This is a genomic window from Janibacter limosus (assembly GCF_004295485.1).
Classification (GTDB): domain Bacteria; phylum Actinomycetota; class Actinomycetes; order Actinomycetales; family Dermatophilaceae; genus Janibacter; species Janibacter limosus_A.
The window spans coordinates 1299782-1320106 of the sequence record NZ_CP036164.1 but is presented as its reverse complement, the minus strand read 5'-3'; the positions used below and the strand labels follow the sequence as shown (position 1 = coordinate 1320106).

Sequence of the window (20325 nt, the reverse complement as noted above, 5' to 3'; positions counted from 1 at the left end):
CCATCGGTCGCGCCGGATCAGGCACTTGTCCTTGATAGTTCATTTGTCCGTGGCACGCATTGTTAGTGCGGCGGCACGCACGGCGATGGAGGGTGAACTCCTTGCTGGCCCATGCTCGGCGATAGCCGAGGTCGCGGGTGACGGACTCCCGGATGACTGCGGCACCGCCGCGACCAGGCCATCCACCACTGGAGGAGATCGTTATGGCAAGCAGCAACCGCGCCGTCGTGTTCGAGAACGTCAGGGACATGCGCGTCGAGTCCCTGGACTTCCCGAAGCTCGAGATGCCGAATGGCAAGAGCGCCCCGCACGGAGTCATCCTCAAGATCGTCGCTACCAACATCTGCGGTTGCGACCTGCACATCTACCGCGGGTCCTTCCCTGTCCCCCAGGGCATGGTGATGGGGCACGAGATGACCGGAGAAGTCCTCGAGGTCGGCCCCGACGTCGAGTTCCTCTCCGAGGGCGACCTGGTCTCGGTCCCCTTCAACGTCGCCTGAGGCCGCTGCCGCAACTGTCGCGCCCGTCGAACCGAGGTGTGCGAGACCGTGAACCCCGACGCGGCCTGCGGCGCTTACGGGTTCAACCTGGGTAACTGGCAGGGCGGGCAGGCGGAGTACCTGTTCGTCCCCTACGCCGACTTCCAGCTGCTCCGCTTTCCCGATCGAGACCAGGCGATGGAGAAGATCCGTGACCTGGCACTCCTGTCGGACATCCTGCCCACCGCGTTCCACGGCCTCATGGAGGCCGGAACGAAGCCCGGCTCGACCGTCTAGATCGCCGGCGCCGGTCCCGTCGGACGCTGCGGCGCCGCGGCAGCCCGGCTCTTGGGCGCTTCCTGCATCATCGTCGGCGACTACTACCAGGACCGGCTGGACCTGATGAAGAATAACGGCTGCGAGACCATCGACCTCAGCGAGGACGTGCCGCTGACCGACCAGATCGAGGCCATCCTCGGCGAACCCATGGTGGACTGCGCCGTCGACTACGTCGGCTCAGAAGCCCACGGGATCGGCCGCGAGGCCGAGGACATGAACCCGGCCTACTCCATCAACCAGGTCATGGACGCCACCTGCGCAGGCGGTGCCACCGGCGTCATCGGCGTCTACGGCCCCGACCCGCTGGCCGCGTCCAAGGCTGAGCAGGAGGGAACCTTTTCCCTCGACTTCGGCAAGGTGTGGATCAAGTCCCCTCGGATCTCCGGCGGCCAGGCCCCGATCATGCACTACAACCGCGAACTGATGATGTCGATCCTGTGGGACCGCATGCCCTACCTCAGCGACATGCTCAATACCAAGGTCATCAGCCTCGACGAAGCCCCCGACGCCTACGCCACCTTTGATACCGGCGTCTCGGACAAGTTCGTCATCGACCCGCATGGCATGCTCCCCGCCTGATTTCGCGCCGTCGTCCCCGGCCCGCGACCATCGCCTCAGCGGCGGTCGCGGGCCGGCTCTCTGCACGGATCGGTTCTCGATGCCGATCCGGGCGAGGGCCGGCGTCGTACTCTGGTAGTCCAGACCGGTATGCAAGAGCACACCAGCACGGACCAGCGAGCAGGGGCGTGATCCTGGGACAGGAGAGCACCTCGCTGCCGCGCCTAACGTCCTTCTCGACTCGGAACGCCCCACGGGGCGACGAGGTCGACTACTGACGCCAGGTCCGCCGGGAAGCGCACGTCTCAGTTCGGACCGATCCCGTCGGTGTCGGATTCGGCGGGGAAATCCGACTGTGCCAGTACGCCGACTTCCGCCTGTCCACCAAACGGGCCAGGGCCGAGGAGGTCAGGCGCTCCCGCAGCGACATCGCCCAAGCCCACGATGAGCAGGACTACCTTTACTTCCTGTTCCAGACCCGCGGAACCCTGCTCGTCGAGCAGGCCGGGCGCGCAGCACTCGCGTCCCCGGGCTCGCTCGTGATCTACGACAGCGCAAGTCCCTTCGCTCTGCGAGCCAGGGACTACTACGAACAGGTAGTGCTCGAACTCCCCGCTGACGACGCATTCGCTCGCGTCGGCGCGAGCCGCAGCAACTACCTCCTGGTGAAGACCTTCGACTGTGATGGCGCGGTGGGCGCAGTCGCAGCCTTCTTCAAGAGCCTCGCGAGGTACTACCGGTGGCTCGCCGCGCCGGTCACTGCGTCCGAGCTGGTCTGGGCGCATCGCGCGAAAGCGTTGTTCGACGCCCACCGTGATGACCCCGCATTCGGGTACCGCTACCTCCATGAGGAGGCCGCCGATGCCGGGGTGGGCATGTCGGCCCGTACGGCGTGGCGGATCTGCTCAGCGAACGCGTGGTGGTCGATCTTCGGCAAGAAGCGTTCGGCTCGTCCGCGGTCCGGGCCGCCGGTGCACGATGACCGGCTCGCGGTCGAGGACGAGGCGGGTCGCGTCACGCATGACTTCACAACCGCGACGGCACCGAATCAGGTGTGGCTGACCGACATCACCGAGCACTGGACCGACGAGGGCAAGCTCTACCTGTGCGCGATCAAGGACGCCTGCTCCGGGCGGATCGTGGGCTACAGCATTGACTCACGGATGACGTCGAACCTCGCTGTCACGGCCCTGAACTCGGCCGTCGCCCGCCGCGGCGCTGACGGCGTCGGCGTGGCCGGGTGCATCGTGCACAGCGACCGAGGATCTCAATTTCGAAGCCGCAAATTCGTCCACCGCCTGGGCCGTCACCAGCTCGTCGGGTCCATGGGACGTGTCGGCGCCTGCGGTGACAACGCCGCGATGGAATCCTTCTTCGCGCTCCTGCAGAAGAACGTCCTCAACCAACGCCGATGGGACACCCGCGAACAGCTACGGATCGCGATCGTCACCTGGATCGAGAGGACCTACCACCGCCGACGACGACAGGACCGCCTCGGCCGATTGACGCCCATCGAATACGAGACCACCATGACCACACCAGCCGATCAGGCTGCGTGACTACCGACTGTCACCTATCCGTGCAGCAGTCCCGACAGAAGTGCTGCACTCAGACGATCACTATCCCCGACGAGGCCCTGGGCAAGCACCGCCAGAAACACACCTGGGGAACCCCGGCCTGGTTCGACGCCTACGCACGCCGGACAACGGTCGAGCGATCCTTCGGAGGCCTCAAGCGCGACGACGTGGGGATGCTCCAATCGGGATGGACGCGGCAGGTCGGACTGGTCAAGCTGAAGCGCCCCAGGTTTGATGCCGCTCCTGTTTGAGTCCAGGAGAATGAGCAGCATGCCGAAGAAGATCGATGAAGAGTTGAAGGCCAGAGCGGTGCGGCTGGTCAACGAACACCAGGGCGAGTACTCGTCGCTCACGGCCGCTGCGGCGGTCGTGGCCAAGCAGCTCGGTGTCGGCAAGGAGTCCGTGCGCCGCTGGGTGATCCAGTCCCAGGTCGACGGGGGCCAACGCCAAGGAGCCACCAGCGAGGAACTCGCTGAAATCAAGAGCCTGAAGGCCAAGGTCCGACGTCTGGAGGAGGACAACGCGATCTTGAAGTCCGCGACGGTTTTCTTCGCCGGGGAACTCGACCCCCGCAACCGCTGATCATGGGTTTCGTCGACACCATGAGAGCCGAGGGTCACGCGGTCGAGTCGATCTGTCGGGTCCTGCGTGAGCAGGGCTGCCAGATCGCCGCGCGGACCTACCGCAGTTGGAAACAGACCGGCCGTGTCGTGGCAGCGCGGACCATCACGGATGCCCAGGTCGTCGACGCCGTCCGGGACGGCGCGTGGGCCACCGACGCCAATGGGCGGCGCAAGCTGACCCCCGAGGGCCTCTACGGGCGCAGGAAGATGACCGCCTACCTGCGCCGCACCGTCATGCCGGAAGCCAGCGCTGGGTCGGTGGACCGTGCGATGCGCACCCTCGGGCTGGTCGGGGTTCGCCGCGACAAGGGCATCCGGACCACGATCCCGGCCAAGGACGGCATCCGGGCCGGTGACCTGCTGGATCGCAACTTCACCGCGGCCACACCCAATCTCGTCTGGGTCACCGACTTCACGTACGTGAAGACGTGGGCCGGGTTCGTCTACGTCGCGTTCATCCTCGACGTCTACGCCCAACGCATCGTGGCCTGGCACGCAGCCACGACCAAGCACACCGACCTCGTGATGACCCCCCTGCGGATGGCGCTGTGGCAGCGCGACCGCGAGGGTCACCCGACCGTCGCGGGCGAGCTGATCCACCACTCGGATGCCGGGTCTCAATATACGAGTCTGAGGCTGACCGAGCACCTCGCGCTGGAGGAGATCCGACCCTCCATCGGGTCGGTCGGCGACGCGTACGACAACGCTCTGATGGAGACGGTCAACGGGCTCTACAAGGCCGAGTGCATCCGCACTACTGTCTTCCACGACGGCCCCTACAAGACCATCGCCGACGTCGAGTACGCCACCGCCGGCTGGGTGGACTGGTACAACGCCCGCAGGCTTCATGGCTCTCTGGGAAACGTCCCACCCGTGGAGTACGAGCAAGCCCACTACGCTGCTCTCAACCGAGAGCCGCACCCCGCATAGGAACGGCAGAGAAGCTGGGGCGCTTCACCCGGAGCACCTACTACCCGCCTGACCTGCCCCAGACCATCTGGGGCCACCAACCGCACACAACCGAATCATTACCCCACCTCAGCCCGCAGGCCTCATGCCTGACGGGCCACAGCCCGTTCCCCAACACGCCACGACGAAGGCCCCGTCCACCCAGGACGGGGCCTTCGGGGTTCAACGAGCAACTCCTCAGCGCTCAGAAGCCCTGAACAGCACAAAACCTCGACCAGATCTTTGATCTGACCGAGGTTTCGTGAACCCGCGCTCACAGTTTCGTGAGCGACTCATCTGTGTCCGAGGGGGGACTTGAACCCCCATGCCCTAATACGGGCACTAGCACCTCAAGCTAGCGCGTCTGCCAATTCCGCCACCCGGACGAGTGGTGCTTCCGATGGTTTCGACACCATCGGGGCAACGACGTGAAACTTTACACGCGGATCTCGTGAGTGAGAAATCCGCGCGTCAGGGCGTCTCCGCAGCCGCCTCGGCAGCGCCGATATAGAGGCAGAAGGGGTGCCCCGACGGGTCGATGAGGACCCGCACCTCCTCCTGCGGCTGGTGCTCCGAGAGGCGCCCGCCCAACCGCAGCGCGGACTCGACGGCCACGTCGAGATCGCTGACCTCGATGTCCAGGTGCATCTGCATCTGCTGCTCGCCCTGCAGGGCAGGCCAGGCCGGCCTGACGTGCTCCCGCTCGAGCTGGAATCCCAGGTAGACGTGGGCGCGTTCGGGCGCGATGGTCGCCCAGTCCTCCTCGTCGATCTGGATCCGCCACCCGAGGACTTCCGCGTAGAAGCGCGCCAACCCCCTCGGATCGGGCGTGCCGATCACGGTGCCGAGGTAGTCGTGGGGCGGTCGTCGTCCATGGAGCATGACGTCCACCTTGCGCGAAAGCGGCCCGCCACGCCAACCGGGCCTACTCTGGCCCCGTGCTCGAGACCGTCACCGCGACCCGATTCGCGGTCCCCCTGCGCGAAGGGGGCTCCCTGCCCGGACTCGTGGACGCCGACGACCTCGGGATGTACGTCGTGAAGTTCCGCGGAGCCGGTCAGGGCCTGAAGGTCCTGGTCGCCGAGGTCATCGTCGGCGAGATCGCCCGGGCGCTGCAGATCCCGGTCCCCCGCCTCGCCGTCGTCGACCTGCCGCGCGACATCGCCCGCTACGAGGCCGACGAGGAGGTCCAGGACCTCCTCAGCGCGTCCGTGGGCACCAACCTCGGTCTCGACTACCTGCCCGGCTCCTTCGGCTACGACGGCAGCCGCCCGGCCAGCCCCGCACAGGCCGCACCCATCGTCTGGCTCGACGCCTTCACCGCCAACATCGACCGCACCTGGGCCAACCCCAACCTGCTCGTCTGGGGAGGCCAGCCCTGGGTCATCGACCATGGCGCCGCGCTGTACTTCCACCACGCGTGGGCCCGCAGGGCGCCCGACGCGGCCAAGTTCGTCGCCCAGCACTTCGACGCTTCCGACCACGTCCTCGGCGACCTCGTGGACGACCTGCGGCCCCACCACGCGGACCTGGCCTCCCGGCTCGGCGACGCCGAGCTCGCCCGGATCATCCAGCTCGTCCCCGACGAGTGGCTCGAGACCTCCGACCAGCTCCCCGACGCGGCGGCGGTCCGTGCCGCCTACCTGGAGCACCTGACGACCAGACGCGACCACCCGGACGCGTGGCTCCCCGGAGGTGCCCGATGACTCCCTTCCCCTACCAGTACGTCGTCCTGCGCTGCGTACCGAGGGCCGAGCGCGAGGAGTTCCTCAACGTCGGCGTCGTCCTGCGCAGTCAGGCCGCCGAGCACCTCGAGGCCGCCTTCGCGGTCGATCGGGAGCGGGTGCACGCCTTCGCCCCCGACCTGGACCTGGACGACCTCGATGCCGCGCTGCAGACCGTGTGCGATGTCGCCGCCGGACGCGAAGGGGGTGGCCTCCCCCGTCTCGGCGACGACGGTCGGCGGTTCGGCTGGTTGAGTGCACCGAGATCCACCGTCGTGCGTCCGGGTCCGGTGCACAGCGGGCTCACCGACGACCCCGCTGCCGAGGTCCAGCGGCTCCTCGACCGCCTCGTGCGCTGACCGACCGACTGGACGAGCGCTTGACGCCCGGTCCTCACGTCCTAGGGTCGAAGCCATGGATCTCACGCGACCGACCGCACCGGCTCCCTACGACCTGCTGCCCACCACGACCCCCTTCGAGGTGACGAGCGAGAGCTTCACCGACGGCGGCCCGCTCGCCGATGCGCAGGTCTTCGACGACTGGGGCTTCAGCGGTGGCAACCGCAGCCCGCAGCTCGCCTGGACCGGCGCCCCCGAAGGCACCCGCAGCTTCGCCGTCTCGTGCTTCGACGCCGACGCGCCCACCCCCGCTGGCTTCTGGCACTGGACCGTCGTGGGACTGCCCGCCAGCACGACCTCCCTGCCGGAGGGCGCGGGTGCCGAGGGCGGTGCGCAGCTGCCCGAGGGTGCCTTCATGACGGCGACCGACTTCGGCTCCAAGGCCTTCGGTGGGGCCGCTCCGCCGCAGGGTGACGTCGCGCACCGCTACGTCTTCGCCGTGCACGCCCTCGACACCGACGACCTCGGCATCGACGACTCGGTGACCTGCACCGTCGCTGCCTTCAACTACCTCCAGCACACGATCGGCCGCGCCGTCATCACCGGCACCTACCAGTCCTGACGGGTGACGGGCCCCTAGCGATCGCTGGAGAGTCAGCTCGTCAGACCCGCCTCGAGCTCGTCGAGGAAGTCGTCGACCTCGGCCATGTCGTAACCGATCTCCAGGCGGACCGGGCGGAAGACGGCTGTGGCGATGGGCGGCACGGGCTGCCCGGTCGAGATGGCGGTGAAGACCGCATCCAGGAAGTCATCGACGTCACCGACGGCATATCCCTCGCGGAACCGGGTCGTGGAGAACGTGGGGCGAGAGGCTCCTGTGCTGCTCATCGCACGATTGTCTCGTGCCGAAGGGGCTGCGGCCAGCCGGCGCGCTCAGCGCACCCGGAGCTCCCAGGCCGCCACGGCGCCGGCGGCGGCCACGTTGAGCGAGTCCACTCCCCCGGCCATGGGGATCGTCACCGTGACGTCGACGCGGCCGAGGGTGCGTCGGGCGAGCCCGTCGCCCTCGGTCCCGAGGACGAGCGCGAGCCGCTCGGGCGGGTCCGCGGCGAGCTCGTCGAGACTGACCGCGTCGTCGGTCAGGGCAAGAGCGGCGACGGTGAACCCCGCGGCGCGCAGGTCCTCGATCCCCGACGGCCACGGCTCGATCCGCGTCCACGGGACCTGGAAGACCGTCCCCATCGAGACCCGGATGGCCCTGCGGTACAACGGGTCTGCGCATCGGGGTGTCACGAGCACGGCATCGGTCCCGAGCGCAGCCGCCGAGCGGAAGATCGCGCCGACATTGGTGTGGTCGACCACGTCCTCGATGACGAGGACCCGCCTCGCCCCGTCGAGGACCTCGGCGAGAGGCCTGACGGCCGGTCGGTGCATCGAGGCCAGCGCGCCGCGATGCATGTTGAAGCCGGTGATCCCCTCGATGACCTCGGCCGAGGCGGTGTAGACGGGCACTCCGTCGGCCTCGGCGGCCGCGACCACGTCGGCCAGGTCGGTCAGCCACCGCTCGCCCATGAGCATCGCGCGCGGTCGATGACCGGCGGCCAGCGCACGTCGGATGACCTTCTCGCTCTCGGCGAGGTAGAGCCCGCCCTCGGGCTCGAGGACGCGGCGCATCTTGACATCGGTCAGTCCGACGAAGTCACGCAGCCGCTCGTCGGTGGGGTCGGTGATGAGGATCGGCACAGGCGAAGGCTAGAGCAGGAGCGTGCGACCGATGACGCCCACGCTCGCCACGACGCAGAAGACGAGCACGCCCCGACGCACTGCGGTCGCCGGCAGCCGACGTCGCACCGGTCCGGCCACGAGGTGTCCCAGGACGACGAAGGGAATCCACGTCGCCCCCGCGAGGAGCTGGTCCCACGTCGCGGCCCCGGCCAGGGCGAGGCCGCCGATCGCCATCGTCGATCCAGCGATGAAGAAGACGGCAAGGGTGGCCCGGAGCCGGTCGGGCGGTTCGTGCCGCAGGACGAGCGCGAAGAAGGGCCCGCCGATGGATGCCGCGGTTCCGGAGACCCCGCTGATCGCGCCGGCCCCCATCGCGCTGCCTCGGGTGAGCCTGATGTCGACGACCACGACGGAGGCGATGACGGTGACGAGGATGAGGATCCCCACCGCGAGGGCGATCGCGTCGGTGGAGGTCGACGCGACGAGCCACACGCCGAGCGGTGTCACGGCCAGCCGTGCGCCCACGGCCCAGCCGAGAGGTCGCCACAGGATCTCGCGCGGGCCGGAGGCCAGCTGCAGGACGGGCAGGACGAAGGCACACACGAGCATCGACGTCGGCATGAGGTCGGGTCGCAGGACCACGACGAAGGGAGCGGAGACCACCGCGATCCCGAAGCCGATCGAGGACTGGACGAAGGCGCCCACGGCCACGACGAGGCCCAAGCCGAGGATCACCGGGTCGACCCACTCGATCACGGGAAGAACACGAACTTCACGATGCCGACCACGCCGACGACGACGATGACCGCGCGGAGGGCGTTGGGCGGCAGACGCCGTCCGTACCGAGCCCCGAGCACGCCGCCCACGAGCGCGCCGACGCCGACGAGCCCGGCGATCCGCCAGTCGATCAGCTCGGGCGCGGTGATGATGAAGACCAAGGACCCGACCGCGTTGACGACGAGGCCCAGGACGTTCTTCAGCCCGTTGAGCGCCTGGAGCGGCTCGGTCGACAGGGCCGAGAGCAGGCCGATGAGGATGACTCCCTGAGCGGCACCGAAGTACCCGCCATAGACGCCTGCGACGAGCACCCCGGCCATGAGCGCGACCAGGTGCCCGGTCGGCATCGGCCCACCGTCCTCGTGGTGGCCCTTGGTCCAGGCCTGCAGCCGGGGACCGAAGATCACCAGGAGGATCCCGAGGCCGATGAGTACGGGGACGATCGCCTCGAAGGCCTCCGGTGGCAGCCACAGCAGGAGCAGTGCCCCCGTGACCGCGCCGAGGATCGACATCGGCGCCAGCTGCACGAGGCGGCGCCCCATGCCCTTCATCTCCGGTAGGTAGCCGAGGCTGCCGCTGATCCCTCCGGGGACCAGCCCGATGGAGTTGGAGACATTGGCCGTGACGGCGGGGACACCCAGCGCGAGGAGGACGGGGAAGGTCACGAGCGTGCCTGACCCGACGAGGGTGTTGATCCCCCCGGCCCAGACCCCTGCAAGGACCACTGCACCCATCTCGAGCCACGACACCCGGCCCACCCTAACTGGGGTGGACCGGGTGTCAGGTCAGCGGGGACGTGCCGGGCGGGACACGTCAGTGCGGCGCGTCCGGACCGTCCTGCACGGGCGGGGCCGGCGGCTGCTGGGGTGCCTGCTGGGGTGCCTGCTGGGGCGCCTGCTCCGGCGCCTCGGGCACCTGCGAGGGCTGCACCCGGGATGCGGGGGTGGCGTGCTCGCTGGCCTCGCGCGAGGCCTGGCCGGCCTGACCGCGCGCCTCGGCCAGCGCCTGGCCCGGGTCCTCCAGCGCCGTCTCGGCGAAGACATTGGACTCGTCCTCGGGACCCGGGTCGACGAAGTCCTCCGCGTCCACGCCGGAGCCTCCGGGCTGACCCCCACCGCCGAGCGCACCGCCGATGCCGCGCAGGGCATCGGTGAGCTCGCTCGGGATGATCCACATCTTGTTGGCGTCACCGGTCGCGATCTGCGGCAGGACCTGCAGGTACTGGTAGGCCAGCAACTTCTGCGTCGGCTTGCCGCGGTGGATCGCGTCGAAGACCTGCTTGATGGCCCGCGACTGACCCTGTGCCTCGAGGACTGCGGCCTGGGCCGATCCCTCGGCGCGCAGGATCGCGGACTGCTTCTCACCCTCTGCGGTGAGGATCGAGGACTGCTTGACGCCCTCGGCGTTGAGGATCGCCGCACGGCGGTCCCGCTCGGCCTTCATCTGCTTCTCCATCGACTCTTGGATGGACATCGGCGGGTCGATCGCCTTGAGCTCGACCCGGTTGACGCGGATGCCCCAGCGGCCGGTCGCCTCGTCGAGGGCGCCGCGGAGCTGGCCGTTGATCTGGTCGCGGCTGGTCAGTGTCTGCTCCAGGTCGAGCGAGCCGATGACATTGCGCAGGGTCGTGACCGTCAGCTGCTCGATGCCCTGGATGAAGTTGGCGATCTCGTACACGGCGCGCTTGGCGTCGATCACCGTGTAGTAGATGACCGTGTCGATGTTGACGACCAGGTTGTCGGAGGTGATGACCGGCTGCGGCGGGAAGCTCACGACCTGCTCGCGCAGGTCGACGTTGGCGCGCACCCTGTCGACGAAGGGGATGAGGATGTGGATCCCGCCCTCGAGGGTGCGGGAGTAGCGACCGAGTCGCTCGATGATCAGTGCGGTCTGCTGGGGCACGATCCGCACGGTCTTGAAGAGCATGACGAGCGCGAAGAGCAGTAGCGCTGCGAGGAAGATCAGGATGCCCATGGGTGTCCTTTCGGGTGTCGGACCGGCGGTGCTCCGGTCCTCCTTGGCGAGACGCCCGATGGACGTCCCTCGTGCGTGACGGTCGCGGCCGTCAGGTCAGTTCTGGTGGGTGACGATCGCCGTGGCGCCGTCGATGGCGAGGACCCGCACCTCGGTACCGGGCTCGCAGGCGGGGCTGCCGTCGGGGACCCGGGCGCTCCACGTCTCGCCGGCCAGCCGAACCCGGCCGTCGGTCTCCGTGACGGTCTCGAGCACCCGTGCGCTCCTGCCCGCCAGTGCGCCGGACCCGATGTCGGCCGAGGCTGCGGGGTTGCTGAACTGGCGCTTGATGATCGGCCGCACGACGGCGATGAGCAGCAGCGCCACGATGACGGCCGCCACGACCTGGAGGACGACCGGCGCGCCGAGCGCTGCCGCGAGCGCGCCCACGAGGGCACCGCCGAAGAGCATGACGAAGACGAAGTCCACGGTCATCGCCTCGATGGCGATGAGCACGAGGGCCAGCCCCATCCAGGCCAGCCAGAGGTTGTCAACCAACCAGTCCATGCTCATCCCCCTCGTGCTCGTGTGTGTCCATCATGCCCAACGCCCGTGAGGGTGTGGTCACCGCCACCCCGGATGTGACCACCCTGTGTCGAAGGGGGTCAGCTGCGGGCCCGTGCCGACCACCGGTCGCCGTGCTGCTCCAGCACCAGGTCGAGGCCGAAGGTCTGCGACAGGTTGGCCTCGGTGAGCGTGATCTCGATCGGTCCCTGCGCGACGACCTGGCCCTCGCGCAGGAGGAGCACGTCGGTGAAGTTGGGCGGGATCTCCTCGACGTGGTGGGTCACCATCACCAGGGCCGGAGCGGCCAGGTCGCCGGCGATGGCGCCCAGGCGCTGGACGAGGTCCTCGCGGCCGCCGAGGTCGAGACCGGCCGCCGGCTCGTCGAGGAGCATCAGCTCCGGGTCGGTCATGAGGGCTCGCGCGATCTGGACGCGCTTGCGCTCTCCCTCGGACAGGGTGCCGTAGGTGCGGTCGCTGAGGTGCCCTGCACCGAGCGCCTCGAGGAGCTCGTGCGCGCGGGCGTGGTCGAGGTCGTCGTAGCCCTCACGCCACCGACCCACGACGCCCCACGAGGCCGTGACGACTACGTCGGAGACGCTCTCGCTCTTGGGGATCCGGTCGGCCAGGGACGCCGAGGCCAGACCGATGCGCGGCCTCAGCTCGAAGACGTCGACGGCACCGAGGACCTCGCCGAGGATGCCGACGACACCCCGGGTGGGGTGCATGCGAGCCGAGGCGAGCTGCAGGAGGGTCGTCTTGCCGGCGCCGTTGGGCCCGAGGACGACCCACCGCTGGCCCTCCTCGACCTCCCAGTCGATCTCTGAGACGAGGGTCGACTCACCACGGACGACGGTGGCACCGGCCAGGGCAAGGACATCACTCATGGACCCGACCCTATCTACCGCGAACTACCATCGGTCAGATGCCCGAGCTGCCTGCTTCCGTCCGGGTCGCCCTGTGGGTCACGCATGCGTGGTCCGGCGGCACGACACTCACCCATGCGATCGAGCGCGCACTTCCCGATGTCGACCACACCGAGGGCCTCGTCGAGCAGGTCCGCGTGTGGCGGGACCTGGGTGAGGCGGCCCTCCTCGTGGCCCTGCCCGGCCCCGGGGACATCGGTGGGCTGCCGAGGTGCGGCCCCATCGCCACCGACGCCGCGGTCCACGCCGGCGAGGCCGTCTTCGTCGCCGGGCTGGGCGGGATGCTCGTGCCGTCGATCTCGACCTTCGGCTCGGAGGGTGCGCAGGGACTGCGCATCGACTGGGTGGAGCACGACGCCGACCCGGTGCCGCCCCACCGCATCGAGGCCCTGGAGCCCTCCCAGCTCGAGCGGCACCTGCGTCGTCAGCTGCTCGCCTCCGTCGAGGAGCTCGACCGCATCGGCGGCGCCCCCTGGGCCGATGACCTCTCCCGTGATCTCGTCGACGACCGTCTGGGCGCCGACTGGTCCCTGCCCGAGACCCTGCCCCAGCGCGCGCGCACGGTCATCGGCCTGGCCGGGACGGTCGCCGTGGCCGCCGAGATCGGCCTCGGCTCGTCCGGCGCGGTCACCGCTGCACACGACGCGACCCGCTCCGCTGCGTTGCGCCGGTTGGCGCGACTCTGCGAGCAGAGCCTCGCCGACGCCACCAACGCCGCCTGCGCCCAGATGGCCGGCTGGGTCCCCATCCGGTGACTGCCGTCCGGCCACTGCACACGGACCGGCTCCGGCTGCAGCCTGCGGGGCCGGGGGACCTCCCCTTCCTCGTGGAGCTCGACTCCGACCCGGAGGTGCTGCGCCACATCCTCGGACGTGGCCGCACGGCCCAGGAGGCGCGCGACTACTGGAGCCCGCAGCTGCCGGGGCCGATGTGGGTCGGGCACGTCGGCGAGCAACCGGTGGGCTGGTGGGCCGTGTGGCCGCGCGAAGGGGGTGTGGCCGAGCTCGGCTACCGGCTCGCCCGTCGCTGGTGGCGGCAGGGCCTGGCCGTCGAGGGGGCTCGGGCCGTGCTCGCCGAGGCCTTCGCCGACACGCAGCTCGACGTCGTGCGGGCGGAGACGATGGTCGTCAACGCCGGGTCGCGAGGCGTCATGCGCAGGCTCGGGATGCGCGAGGTACGCACCGAGGTACGCGAGTGGGACGAGCCGCTCCCGGGAGCGGAGCTCGGAGAGGTGATCAGCGAGATCACCCGTCAGGAGTGGCGCAGCACGCTCTCGTAGACCGCCATGGTCTGGTCGCCGATGCTCGTCCAGGAGAACTGCGAGATCGCGCGCTCGCGCCCGGCGATCCCACGCTCGTGTGCTCGCGCGGGATCGGACAAGGCATCGGTGAGCGCGGCCGCGAGGTCTGCCTCGAACCCGTCGGCGTCCACCGGCGCGCCCGTGCCGTCCTGGACCTGCTCGATCGGCACCAGCCACCCGGTCTCCCCGTCGACGACGACCTCGGGGATGCCCCCGGTGGCGGTGGCGACGACCGGCAGACCGCAGGCCATCGCCTCGAGGTTGACGATGCCCAGCGGCTCGTAGACCGACGGGCAGGCAAAGACGGTCGCGGCGGACAGCAGCGCGATCACCTCGGCGCGCGGCAGCATCTCGGGGATCCAGACGACACCGTCTCGCACGGACCGCAGCTGGGCGATCAGGTCCTCGACCTCAGCGAGGATCTCGGGGGTGTCCGGGGCACCGGCACAGAGCACGACCTGGACCTCTGGGGGCAGTGCGCGCGCGGCCCGCAGCAGGTGGGGTAGGCCCTTCTGCCGGGTGATCCGCCCGACGAAGAGGACCGACGGTCGGTCCGGGTCGACGCCGTGCCGGCGGACCACGTCGAGGTCCGCCGCCGGCTGCCACAGCCGGGAGTCGATGCCGTTGTGCACGACGTGGACGCGCGCGGGGTCGATCGTCGGGTAGCTGCGCAGGATGTCCGCCCGCATGCCGTGGCTGACGGCGATGACTCCCGCCGCGGCCTCGTAGGCGGTGCGCTCGACCCACGAGCTGAGGGCGTAGCCGCCGCCGAGCTGCTCGGCCTTCCACGGGCGCAGCGGCTCGAGGCTGTGCGCGGACACCACGTGCGGGATCCCGTGCAGGAGCGACGCGGTGTGGCCGGCGAAGTTTGCGTACCAGGTGTGGCTGTGGACCAGGTCCGCTCCCCCGCAGTCGGCCGCCATCGCCAGGTCGACGCCCATCGTCGTGAGCGCAGGGTTGGCCCCGGCCAGGCCGGGCGGGTCCGCATAGCCGGTGGTCCCCCCTTCGTCCCGGGGGTCGCCGAAGCAGCGCACGCGCACGTCGGTGTCACCACGCTCGCGCAGTGCGCGGGTCAGCTCGGCGACGTGGACCCCCGCCCCGCCGTACACCGCGGGTGGGTACTCCTTGCTGAGGATGTCGACGCGCATGGCGTCACCCTATGGCCGGCGTGCTCTTGCGACTAGGTTTGGGCAGGACGAAGGCGCCGGCCCCGGCCGGACGTCAGAGAGCGACGTGAGGGAGCGGATCGTGCGCAGCCAACCCAAGGTCCTGACCATCGTGCTCGCCGGCGGCGAGGGCAAGCGCCTCATGCCGCTCACGGCTGATCGGGCCAAGCCGGCAGTCCCCTTCGGCGGGATCTACCGGCTCGTCGACTTCGCCCTGAGCAATGTCGTCAACTCGGGCTACGCCAAGATCATCGTGCTCACCCAGTACAAGTCGCACAGCCTCGACCGGCACGTCAGCCAGGCCTGGCGGCTGGCCTCGCCCCTGGGCCACTACGTGGCACCCATCCCGGCCCAGCAGCGGCGCGGCAAGAGCTGGTACACGGGCAGCGCGGACGCGATCTACCAGTCCCTCAACGCGATCGTCGACGAGCGGCCCGACATCGTCGTTGTCGTGGGTGCCGACCACGTGTACCGGATGGACTTCTCCGACATGGTCACCCAGCACGTCGAGACACGCGCCGACTGCACCGTCGCGGCCATCCGGCAGCCGATCGGCATGGCCGACCAGTTCGGCGTCATGGAGGTGGCCGACGACGGACGTCGGATCACCGCCTTCCGGGAGAAGCCGACCGACCCGGCGGGCCTGCCGGACGCGCCCCACGAGGTCTACGCGTCGATGGGCAACTACGTCTTCACCGCGGAGGCGCTCATGGACGCGGTCAAGCGCGATGCCGAGCACGAGAGCAAGCACGACATGGGTGGGGACATCGTCCCGGACTTCGTCTCCCGGGGGTCGGCGTACGCCTACGACTTCGCCGACAACACCGTGCCGGGGTCGAGTGACCGCGACCGCGGCTACTGGCGCGACGTCGGGACGCTGGACAGCTACTTCGACGCGCACATGGACCTGACGTCGATCCACCCCATCTTCAACCTCTACAACTACAGCTGGCCGATCAACACCAACCACGGCCCCTACCCGCCGGCGAAGTTCGTCCACGCCGACGGCGAGCGGGCCGGCGGGGCCAACAACTCGATCGTCTCCCCCGGCGTGGTCGTCTCCGGCGGGCACGTGCACAACAGCGTCCTGTCGCCCGGCGTCTTCGTCCACAGCTACAGCGACGTGCTGGACAGCGTCCTGCTCGACGGTGTGGACGTGGGCCGGTACGTACATCTGAACAGGGTCATCGTCGACAAGGGGGTGCACCTGCCAGAGGGGATCCGCCTCGGGCACGACCACGACGAGGACCGGGCTCGCGGCCTGCACGTGACCGAGTCGGGTATCACCGTGGTGGGCAAGGGATACGTCTTCGACCAGACCTAGACTCCTGCCCATGGCACGCACCCCGGGCAGCACCGACCAGGCACCGGCACCCGCTCTCCCGGGCGAGGGACCACTGGTCCTCGTGATGGACGTCGACAGCACGCTCATCCGTGACGAGGTCATCGAGCTCATCGCCGAGCACGCGGGAACCCGTGAGCAGGTCGCGGCCGTCACCGAGGCCGCGATGCGGGGCGAGCTGGACTTCGCGCAGAGCCTGCACGCACGGGTGGCCACCCTCGAGGGACTGCCCGTCGAGGTCCTCGACCGGGTCCGCGCCGCCGTTCGGCTGACGCCCGGCGCCCGCACCCTCGTCACGACCCTCGTCGAGTCCGGCCACACCGTGGGTCTCGTCAGCGGTGGGTTCACCGAGGTCGTCGACGACCTGGCCAGCGAGCTGGGCATCGCCCAGGCTCGGGCCAACCACCTGGAGATCATCGACGGTCACCTCACCGGCAAGGTGCTCGGCGATGTGGTCGACCGTGCTGCCAAGGCGGAGTTCGTCATCCGCCTCGCCGCTGCCTCCGGCATCGAGATGGACCGGACCGTGGCCGTCGGTGACGGGGCGAACGACCTCGACATGATGGCCGCCGCCCAGCTCGGGATCGCCTTCTGCGCCAAGCCCGCCGTGCGCGAGCAGGCCGACGTCTCGATCGACGAGCCGGACCTGCGCCGCGTCCTGGACATCCTCGGCATCGACCCGCTCCCCCAGCCCGACGACGAGGGCGGCCACCCCCTGACCTGACCCGCCGCCCAGAGCCGAGCGGACGGCGAGGAGGGTCGGCGCAGCATCAAGCCGAAGTCGAGAACGACAACCACGCCCGACGAGGACGAAGGACTTCGGCAGCGCGCCGGCCGTCCACACCGGGGGCGGACCCTTCGAGACGGCCGCGGGGCGGCCTCCTCAGGGACCGGAGCGGACGGTGAGGAGGGTCGGCGCAGCATCAAGCCGAAGTCGAGAACGACAACCCCACCCGACGAGGACGAAGGACTTCGGCAGCGCGCCGGCCGTCCTCACCGGGAGCGAGAGCGAGAGCCGACCCTTCGAGACGGCCGCGGCGCGGCCTCCTCAGGGACCTCAGGGAGCGGGAGGGCTCAGATCCCCATCGCGTGCACGCCACCGTCGACGTGCAGGATCTCGCCGGTCGTGGCGGGGAACCAGTCGGACAGGAGCATCGTGCAGGCCTTGGCGGTCGGTACCGGGTCGTTGACGTCCCAGCCGATGGGCGAGCGGGTGTCCCAGGACTCCTCGAACTGCTCGAACCCGGGGATCGACTTGGCCGCGGTGGTGCGGATCGGTCCGGCGGCGACGAGGTTGCAGCGGACTCCCTTCGGGCCGAGGTCACGCGCGAGGTAGCGGTTGGTGGACTCGAAGGCCGCCTTGGCGACCCCCATCCAGTCGTAGACCGGCCAGGCATAGGAGGCGTCGAAGGTCAGTCCGACGATCGAGCCGCCTTCGCTCATCCGCGGGAGCGCGGCGACGCCGAGGGCCTTGAGCGAGTAGGCCGAGACGTGGACGGCGGTGGCGACGTCCTCCCACTTCGCCTCGAGGAAGTTGAAGGCACCCTCGGGGGCGAAGCCGATGGAGTGCAGGACCCCGTCGAGGCGCTCGGCGTGCTCACCGATGCGGTCGGACAGTGCGGCGAGGTCCTCCTCGCTGGTGACGTCGAGCTCGATGACCGGGGCTTCCTGCGGCAGCCGCTTGGCGATGGTCCTGGTGATCTTCATCGTCCGGCCGAAGCTGGTGAGGATCACCTTGGCCCCCTGCTCCTGCGCCAGCTTGGCGACGTGGAAGGCGATCGAGGACTCCATGAGGACGCCCGTGATGAGGAAGGTCTTTCCGGTGAGCATCTGCTGCCTTTCGTTCTGCGGGAGGAAGAAGGGGTGGGTCAGTGGCCCATGCCGAGGCCGCCGTCGACGGGGATGACCGCGCCGGAGATGTAGGCCGCGTCGTCGGAGGCGAGGAAGGAGACGGCCGCAGCCACCTCGGCGGCGCCGCCGTAGCGACGGGCCGGGATGGCGGCCTGGTACTCGGCCTTGGTCTTGTCGGGCAGCTCGGCCGTCATGTCGGTCTCGATGAACCCGGGCGCCACGACATTGGCGGTGATGCCCCGGGCGCCGAGCTCACGCGTCATCGAGCGGGCGAGGCCGACCAGACCGGCCTTGGACGCGGCGTAGTTGGCCTGACCGGGTGACCCGTAGAGACCGACGACGCTCGAGATGAGCACGACCCGACCGAAGCGGGCCTTGACCATCGGGGTCGCCGCACGGCGCACGCACCGGAAGGTGCCGTGCAGGTTGGTGTCGACGACCGAGGCGAACTCGTCGTCGGTCATCCGCATCAGCAGGGTGTCCTTGGTGATGCCCGCGTTGGCGACGAGCACCTCCACGTCGCCACCCAGTCGCTCCTTGGCCTCCACGAAGGCGGCATCGACCGAGTCGCTGTCGGTGATCTCGCAGGCGACGGCGTCGATCCCGTCGACTGGATCGCCCGACCGGGACGTGACCACGACCGTGTGGCCGTCTTCCTTCAGGCGGCGGGCGATGGCCTCGCCGATGCCTCGATTGCCTCCGGTGACGAGCACTCGGCGCGGTGTCATCCTGCTCCTTCGTCGTGGGTCATGTGCGTCAGATCACGTCTGCGCACGACGCTAGAGCACTACCGCTCGGTACGTCGCACCGGGACCGCCCCGTGGAACTCCCGACAGGTGGTGCGGCGTAGGCTGAAGAGGTGCAACACACGTCCGTCCCGTCAGTCACGACCGCCCCGATCTCGCTCCACGACGAGCAGGCCGGACGCATGCGTCAGTACCTGGCGACGATGGCTTTGCGGACGGCCTGCTTCATCGGTGCCTACTTCTTCGAGGGGTGGCTGCGGTGGGTGTGCGTCGCCCTGGCGGTCGTCCTGCCCTACATCGCGGTCGTGCTCGTCAACGCCGTGCGACCCCGGTCCGACGACACGTCGATGACCCCCGTGGACGACCCGCGACGACAGGTGGTCCACCAGTGAGCAGCGACGACCTGGTCTGCAGCCGCAAGGCGTGCCGGCAGCAGGCGACCCGGGCTGTCCTGTGGCGCAACCCGCGCATCCACGACGAGTCCCGCCGCAAGGTGTGGCTGGCGTGCGACGACCACGAGGAGGTCCTGCGCGACCACCTGGCCGTCCGCGGCTTCCCCGTGACGACCTGCGCGGTCGACGAGATCCCTGCTGACGCCGGCTGATGCTGCGTCGTGCCCTCACCCCGAGGTGGCTCGGGTGGTTCGCCGTCGCCCTCGTGGTCTCGATCGCCTTCGTCTGGCTGGGCCAGTGGCAGTGGGGCAGGTACGAGGACAAGGCCGCCCGCGCCGACCGGATCGACAGCCACTACACGGCCACACCGGTCCCGGTCACCGAGGTCCTGTCGGACTCGCCGGCGCCCGTCACCGACGAGTGGACCCGGGTCACCGCCACCGGTGAGTACCTGGCCGACGAGCAGCTGCTCGTGCGCAACCGACCGCTCGACGGGGCCTACGGCTACGAGGTGCTCGTCCCCCTTCGCCTCACGGGTGGGCAGGTCCTGCTCGTCGATCGGGGGTGGGTCGACAACAGCCCGAAGGGAGCCGACGTCGCCCCCGAGGTCCCGCCGGCACCCGAGGGCGAGGTCACGGCCACCGGCTGGGTCCGTCTGGGTGAGAAGAGCCTGGGTCGACGCATGCAGCCGGGCCAGCTCGCGAGCATCAACCTGCAGGAGGCCGCCGCGGAGGTCGACGGCCAGCTGCTCGGCGGTTATCTCTCGCTGCAGTCGGAGGACCCCACGGTCCCCCGGCCGGCCCCGCTCGAGGTCCCCGACACCGGCACCGGGCCGCACATGGCCTACGCCGTCCAGTGGTGGCTGGCCATCCCCGCGTTCTGGATCTTCCTGGTCATGGCGCTGCGGCGCGAGGTGCAGGACGGCTCCGAGCGCTCGCCCCGCCCCAAGAAGGTGCGCATCTGGGACGAGGAGGACGGCTGACCGGCCGCCCGGAGG

General features: G+C 69.6%; 24 protein-coding genes, 1 tRNA gene and 2 pseudogenes. 15 read left to right on the top strand and 12 right to left on the bottom strand.

All coding sequences use genetic code 11. The annotated features are described in order from the left end of the window. Positions 1–203: 203 nt before the first annotated feature. From EXU32_RS06330 to EXU32_RS06315, 5 genes and pseudogenes are all read left to right on the top strand, one after another. A pseudogene (locus EXU32_RS06330) lies at positions 204–1397 on the top strand (alcohol dehydrogenase catalytic domain-containing protein). Positions 1398–1723: 326 nt separating this feature from the next. Continuing rightward, a pseudogene (locus EXU32_RS17435) lies at positions 1724–2053 on the top strand (hypothetical protein); the annotation flags it as partial. Then, on the top strand, positions 2042–2935 hold the full coding sequence (locus EXU32_RS06325; RefSeq protein WP_431603061.1) for an IS3 family transposase: 894 nt from the start codon (positions 2042–2044) through the stop codon (positions 2933–2935). The pseudogene EXU32_RS17435 and the gene EXU32_RS06325, both read left to right, overlap by 12 nt. Before the next feature lie 20 nt (positions 2936–2955). Next, positions 2956–3204: a hypothetical protein gene (locus EXU32_RS06320; RefSeq protein WP_130629134.1), complete on the top strand. Its 249-nt coding sequence runs from the start codon at positions 2956–2958 to the stop codon at positions 3202–3204. 19 nt (positions 3205–3223) lie between these two features. Continuing rightward, positions 3224–4506 (top strand): IS3 family transposase gene (locus tag EXU32_RS06315; protein ID WP_130629133.1). Its coding sequence is split into 2 segments (ribosomal slippage): positions 3224–3497 and positions 3497–4506, totalling 1284 coding nucleotides; the frame shifts between segments, so codons are not numbered across the junction. Positions 4507–4824: 318 nt separating this feature from the next. Here EXU32_RS06315 and EXU32_RS06310 read toward each other — a convergent pair. Both EXU32_RS06310 and EXU32_RS06305 read right to left on the bottom strand, forming a co-directional pair. After that, positions 4825–4910 (bottom strand) — tRNA-Leu (locus EXU32_RS06310). 85 nt (positions 4911–4995) lie between these two features. Continuing rightward, positions 4996–5406: a VOC family protein gene (locus EXU32_RS06305; protein WP_130629132.1), complete on the bottom strand. Its 411-nt coding sequence runs from the start codon at positions 5404–5406 to the stop codon at positions 4996–4998. A gap of 56 nt (positions 5407–5462) precedes the next feature. Between EXU32_RS06305 and EXU32_RS06300 the strand changes: the two genes are divergently transcribed. Genes EXU32_RS06300 through EXU32_RS06290 form a run of 3 tightly spaced genes read left to right on the top strand, consistent with a single transcriptional unit; the run spans position 5463 to position 7208 of the window. Continuing rightward, positions 5463–6230: a HipA family kinase gene (locus tag EXU32_RS06300; RefSeq protein WP_130629131.1), complete on the top strand. Its 768-nt coding sequence runs from the start codon at positions 5463–5465 to the stop codon at positions 6228–6230. Continuing rightward, the gene (locus tag EXU32_RS06295) at positions 6227–6607 is read left to right on the top strand and encodes a DUF3037 domain-containing protein (protein ID WP_130629130.1); all 381 of its coding nucleotides are present in this window, start codon (positions 6227–6229) and stop codon (positions 6605–6607) included. Before EXU32_RS06300 ends, EXU32_RS06295 begins: the two co-directional genes overlap by 4 nt. 55 nt (positions 6608–6662) lie before the next feature. Then, positions 6663–7208: a YbhB/YbcL family Raf kinase inhibitor-like protein gene (locus EXU32_RS06290; protein ID WP_130629129.1), complete on the top strand. Its 546-nt coding sequence runs from the start codon at positions 6663–6665 to the stop codon at positions 7206–7208. A 32-nt stretch (positions 7209–7240) separates the two neighbouring features. Here the strand turns inward: EXU32_RS06290 and EXU32_RS06285 are convergent, their stop codons facing one another. From EXU32_RS06285 to EXU32_RS06255, 7 genes are all read right to left on the bottom strand, one after another. Then, positions 7241–7474, bottom strand: coding sequence for a DivIVA domain-containing protein (locus EXU32_RS06285; RefSeq protein WP_130629128.1), 234 nt, complete (start codon positions 7472–7474; stop codon positions 7241–7243). A 45-nt stretch (positions 7475–7519) separates the two neighbouring features. Further along, the gene (locus EXU32_RS06280) at positions 7520–8329 is read right to left on the bottom strand and encodes a TrmH family RNA methyltransferase (RefSeq protein WP_130629127.1); all 810 of its coding nucleotides are present in this window, start codon (positions 8327–8329) and stop codon (positions 7520–7522) included. A 9-nt stretch (positions 8330–8338) separates the two neighbouring features. Further along, the gene (locus EXU32_RS06275) at positions 8339–9067 is read right to left on the bottom strand and encodes a sulfite exporter TauE/SafE family protein (protein ID WP_130629126.1); all 729 of its coding nucleotides are present in this window, start codon (positions 9065–9067) and stop codon (positions 8339–8341) included. Continuing rightward, on the bottom strand, positions 9064–9837 hold the full coding sequence (locus EXU32_RS06270; protein ID WP_242612904.1) for a sulfite exporter TauE/SafE family protein: 774 nt from the start codon (positions 9835–9837) through the stop codon (positions 9064–9066). Before EXU32_RS06270 ends, EXU32_RS06275 begins: the two co-directional genes overlap by 4 nt. A gap of 64 nt (positions 9838–9901) precedes the next feature. Further along, positions 9902–11062: an SPFH domain-containing protein gene (locus EXU32_RS06265; RefSeq protein WP_130629125.1), complete on the bottom strand. Its 1161-nt coding sequence runs from the start codon at positions 11060–11062 to the stop codon at positions 9902–9904. Positions 11063–11158: 96 nt separating this feature from the next. After that, positions 11159–11608: an NfeD family protein gene (locus EXU32_RS06260; RefSeq protein WP_347400292.1), complete on the bottom strand. Its 450-nt coding sequence runs from the start codon at positions 11606–11608 to the stop codon at positions 11159–11161. A 98-nt stretch (positions 11609–11706) separates the two neighbouring features. Next, positions 11707–12492, bottom strand: a complete 786-nt coding sequence (locus EXU32_RS06255; RefSeq protein ID WP_130629123.1) for an ABC transporter ATP-binding protein — start codon at positions 12490–12492, stop codon at positions 11707–11709. A gap of 38 nt (positions 12493–12530) precedes the next feature. Between EXU32_RS06255 and EXU32_RS06250 the strand changes: the two genes are divergently transcribed. Together EXU32_RS06250 and EXU32_RS06245 are read left to right on the top strand one after the other, a co-directional pair. After that, positions 12531–13286, top strand: a complete 756-nt coding sequence (locus EXU32_RS06250; protein WP_130629122.1) for a hypothetical protein — start codon at positions 12531–12533, stop codon at positions 13284–13286. After that, a complete protein-coding gene (locus EXU32_RS06245) occupies positions 13283–13810 on the top strand; it encodes a GNAT family N-acetyltransferase (RefSeq protein WP_130629121.1) in 528 nt (175 codons plus the stop codon). Before EXU32_RS06250 ends, EXU32_RS06245 begins: the two co-directional genes overlap by 4 nt. On the opposite strand, the gene glgA is transcribed toward EXU32_RS06245, so the two are convergent. Next, the gene (gene glgA / locus EXU32_RS06240; RefSeq protein WP_130629120.1) at positions 13783–14979 is read right to left on the bottom strand and encodes a glycogen synthase; all 1197 of its coding nucleotides are present in this window, start codon (positions 14977–14979) and stop codon (positions 13783–13785) included. The two genes, EXU32_RS06245 and glgA, sit on opposite strands and share 28 nt — an antisense overlap. 160 nt (positions 14980–15139) lie before the next feature. Between glgA and EXU32_RS06235 the strand changes: the two genes are divergently transcribed. Both EXU32_RS06235 and serB read left to right on the top strand, forming a co-directional pair. Next, a complete protein-coding gene (locus tag EXU32_RS06235) occupies positions 15140–16321 on the top strand; it encodes a glucose-1-phosphate adenylyltransferase (RefSeq protein WP_242612963.1) in 1182 nt (393 codons plus the stop codon). Positions 16322–16331: 10 nt separating this feature from the next. After that, on the top strand, positions 16332–17063 hold the full coding sequence (gene serB, locus EXU32_RS06230; RefSeq protein ID WP_130629119.1) for a phosphoserine phosphatase SerB: 732 nt from the start codon (positions 16332–16334) through the stop codon (positions 17061–17063). A 350-nt stretch (positions 17064–17413) separates the two neighbouring features. Here serB and fabI read toward each other — a convergent pair whose 3' ends face one another. Next, the gene (fabI, locus tag EXU32_RS06225; protein WP_130629118.1) at positions 17414–18169 is read right to left on the bottom strand and encodes an enoyl-ACP reductase FabI; all 756 of its coding nucleotides are present in this window, start codon (positions 18167–18169) and stop codon (positions 17414–17416) included. 38 nt (positions 18170–18207) lie between these two features. Beyond that, positions 18208–18918, bottom strand: a complete 711-nt coding sequence (gene fabG / locus EXU32_RS06220) for a 3-oxoacyl-ACP reductase FabG (protein ID WP_130629117.1) — start codon at positions 18916–18918, stop codon at positions 18208–18210. Positions 18919–19049: 131 nt separating this feature from the next. Between fabG and EXU32_RS06215 the strand changes: the two genes are divergently transcribed. The 3 genes from EXU32_RS06215 to EXU32_RS06205 are packed head-to-tail and all read left to right on the top strand — an operon-like array spanning position 19050 to position 20310. Next, on the top strand, positions 19050–19328 hold the full coding sequence (locus EXU32_RS06215) for a DUF3099 domain-containing protein (protein ID WP_242612903.1): 279 nt from the start codon (positions 19050–19052) through the stop codon (positions 19326–19328). Further along, entirely contained in the window at positions 19325–19540 is a 216-nt protein-coding gene (locus EXU32_RS06210) for a hypothetical protein (RefSeq protein ID WP_130629116.1), read from the top strand. The genes EXU32_RS06215 and EXU32_RS06210 overlap by 4 nt, the downstream gene beginning before the upstream one ends. Next, positions 19540–20310 carry an SURF1 family cytochrome oxidase biogenesis protein gene (locus tag EXU32_RS06205; protein ID WP_130629115.1) on the top strand — a complete coding sequence of 257 codons (771 nt, stop codon included), beginning with the start codon at positions 19540–19542 and terminating at the stop codon, positions 20308–20310. The genes EXU32_RS06210 and EXU32_RS06205 overlap by 1 nt, the downstream gene beginning before the upstream one ends. The last annotated feature ends 15 nt before the right edge of the window (positions 20311–20325 follow it).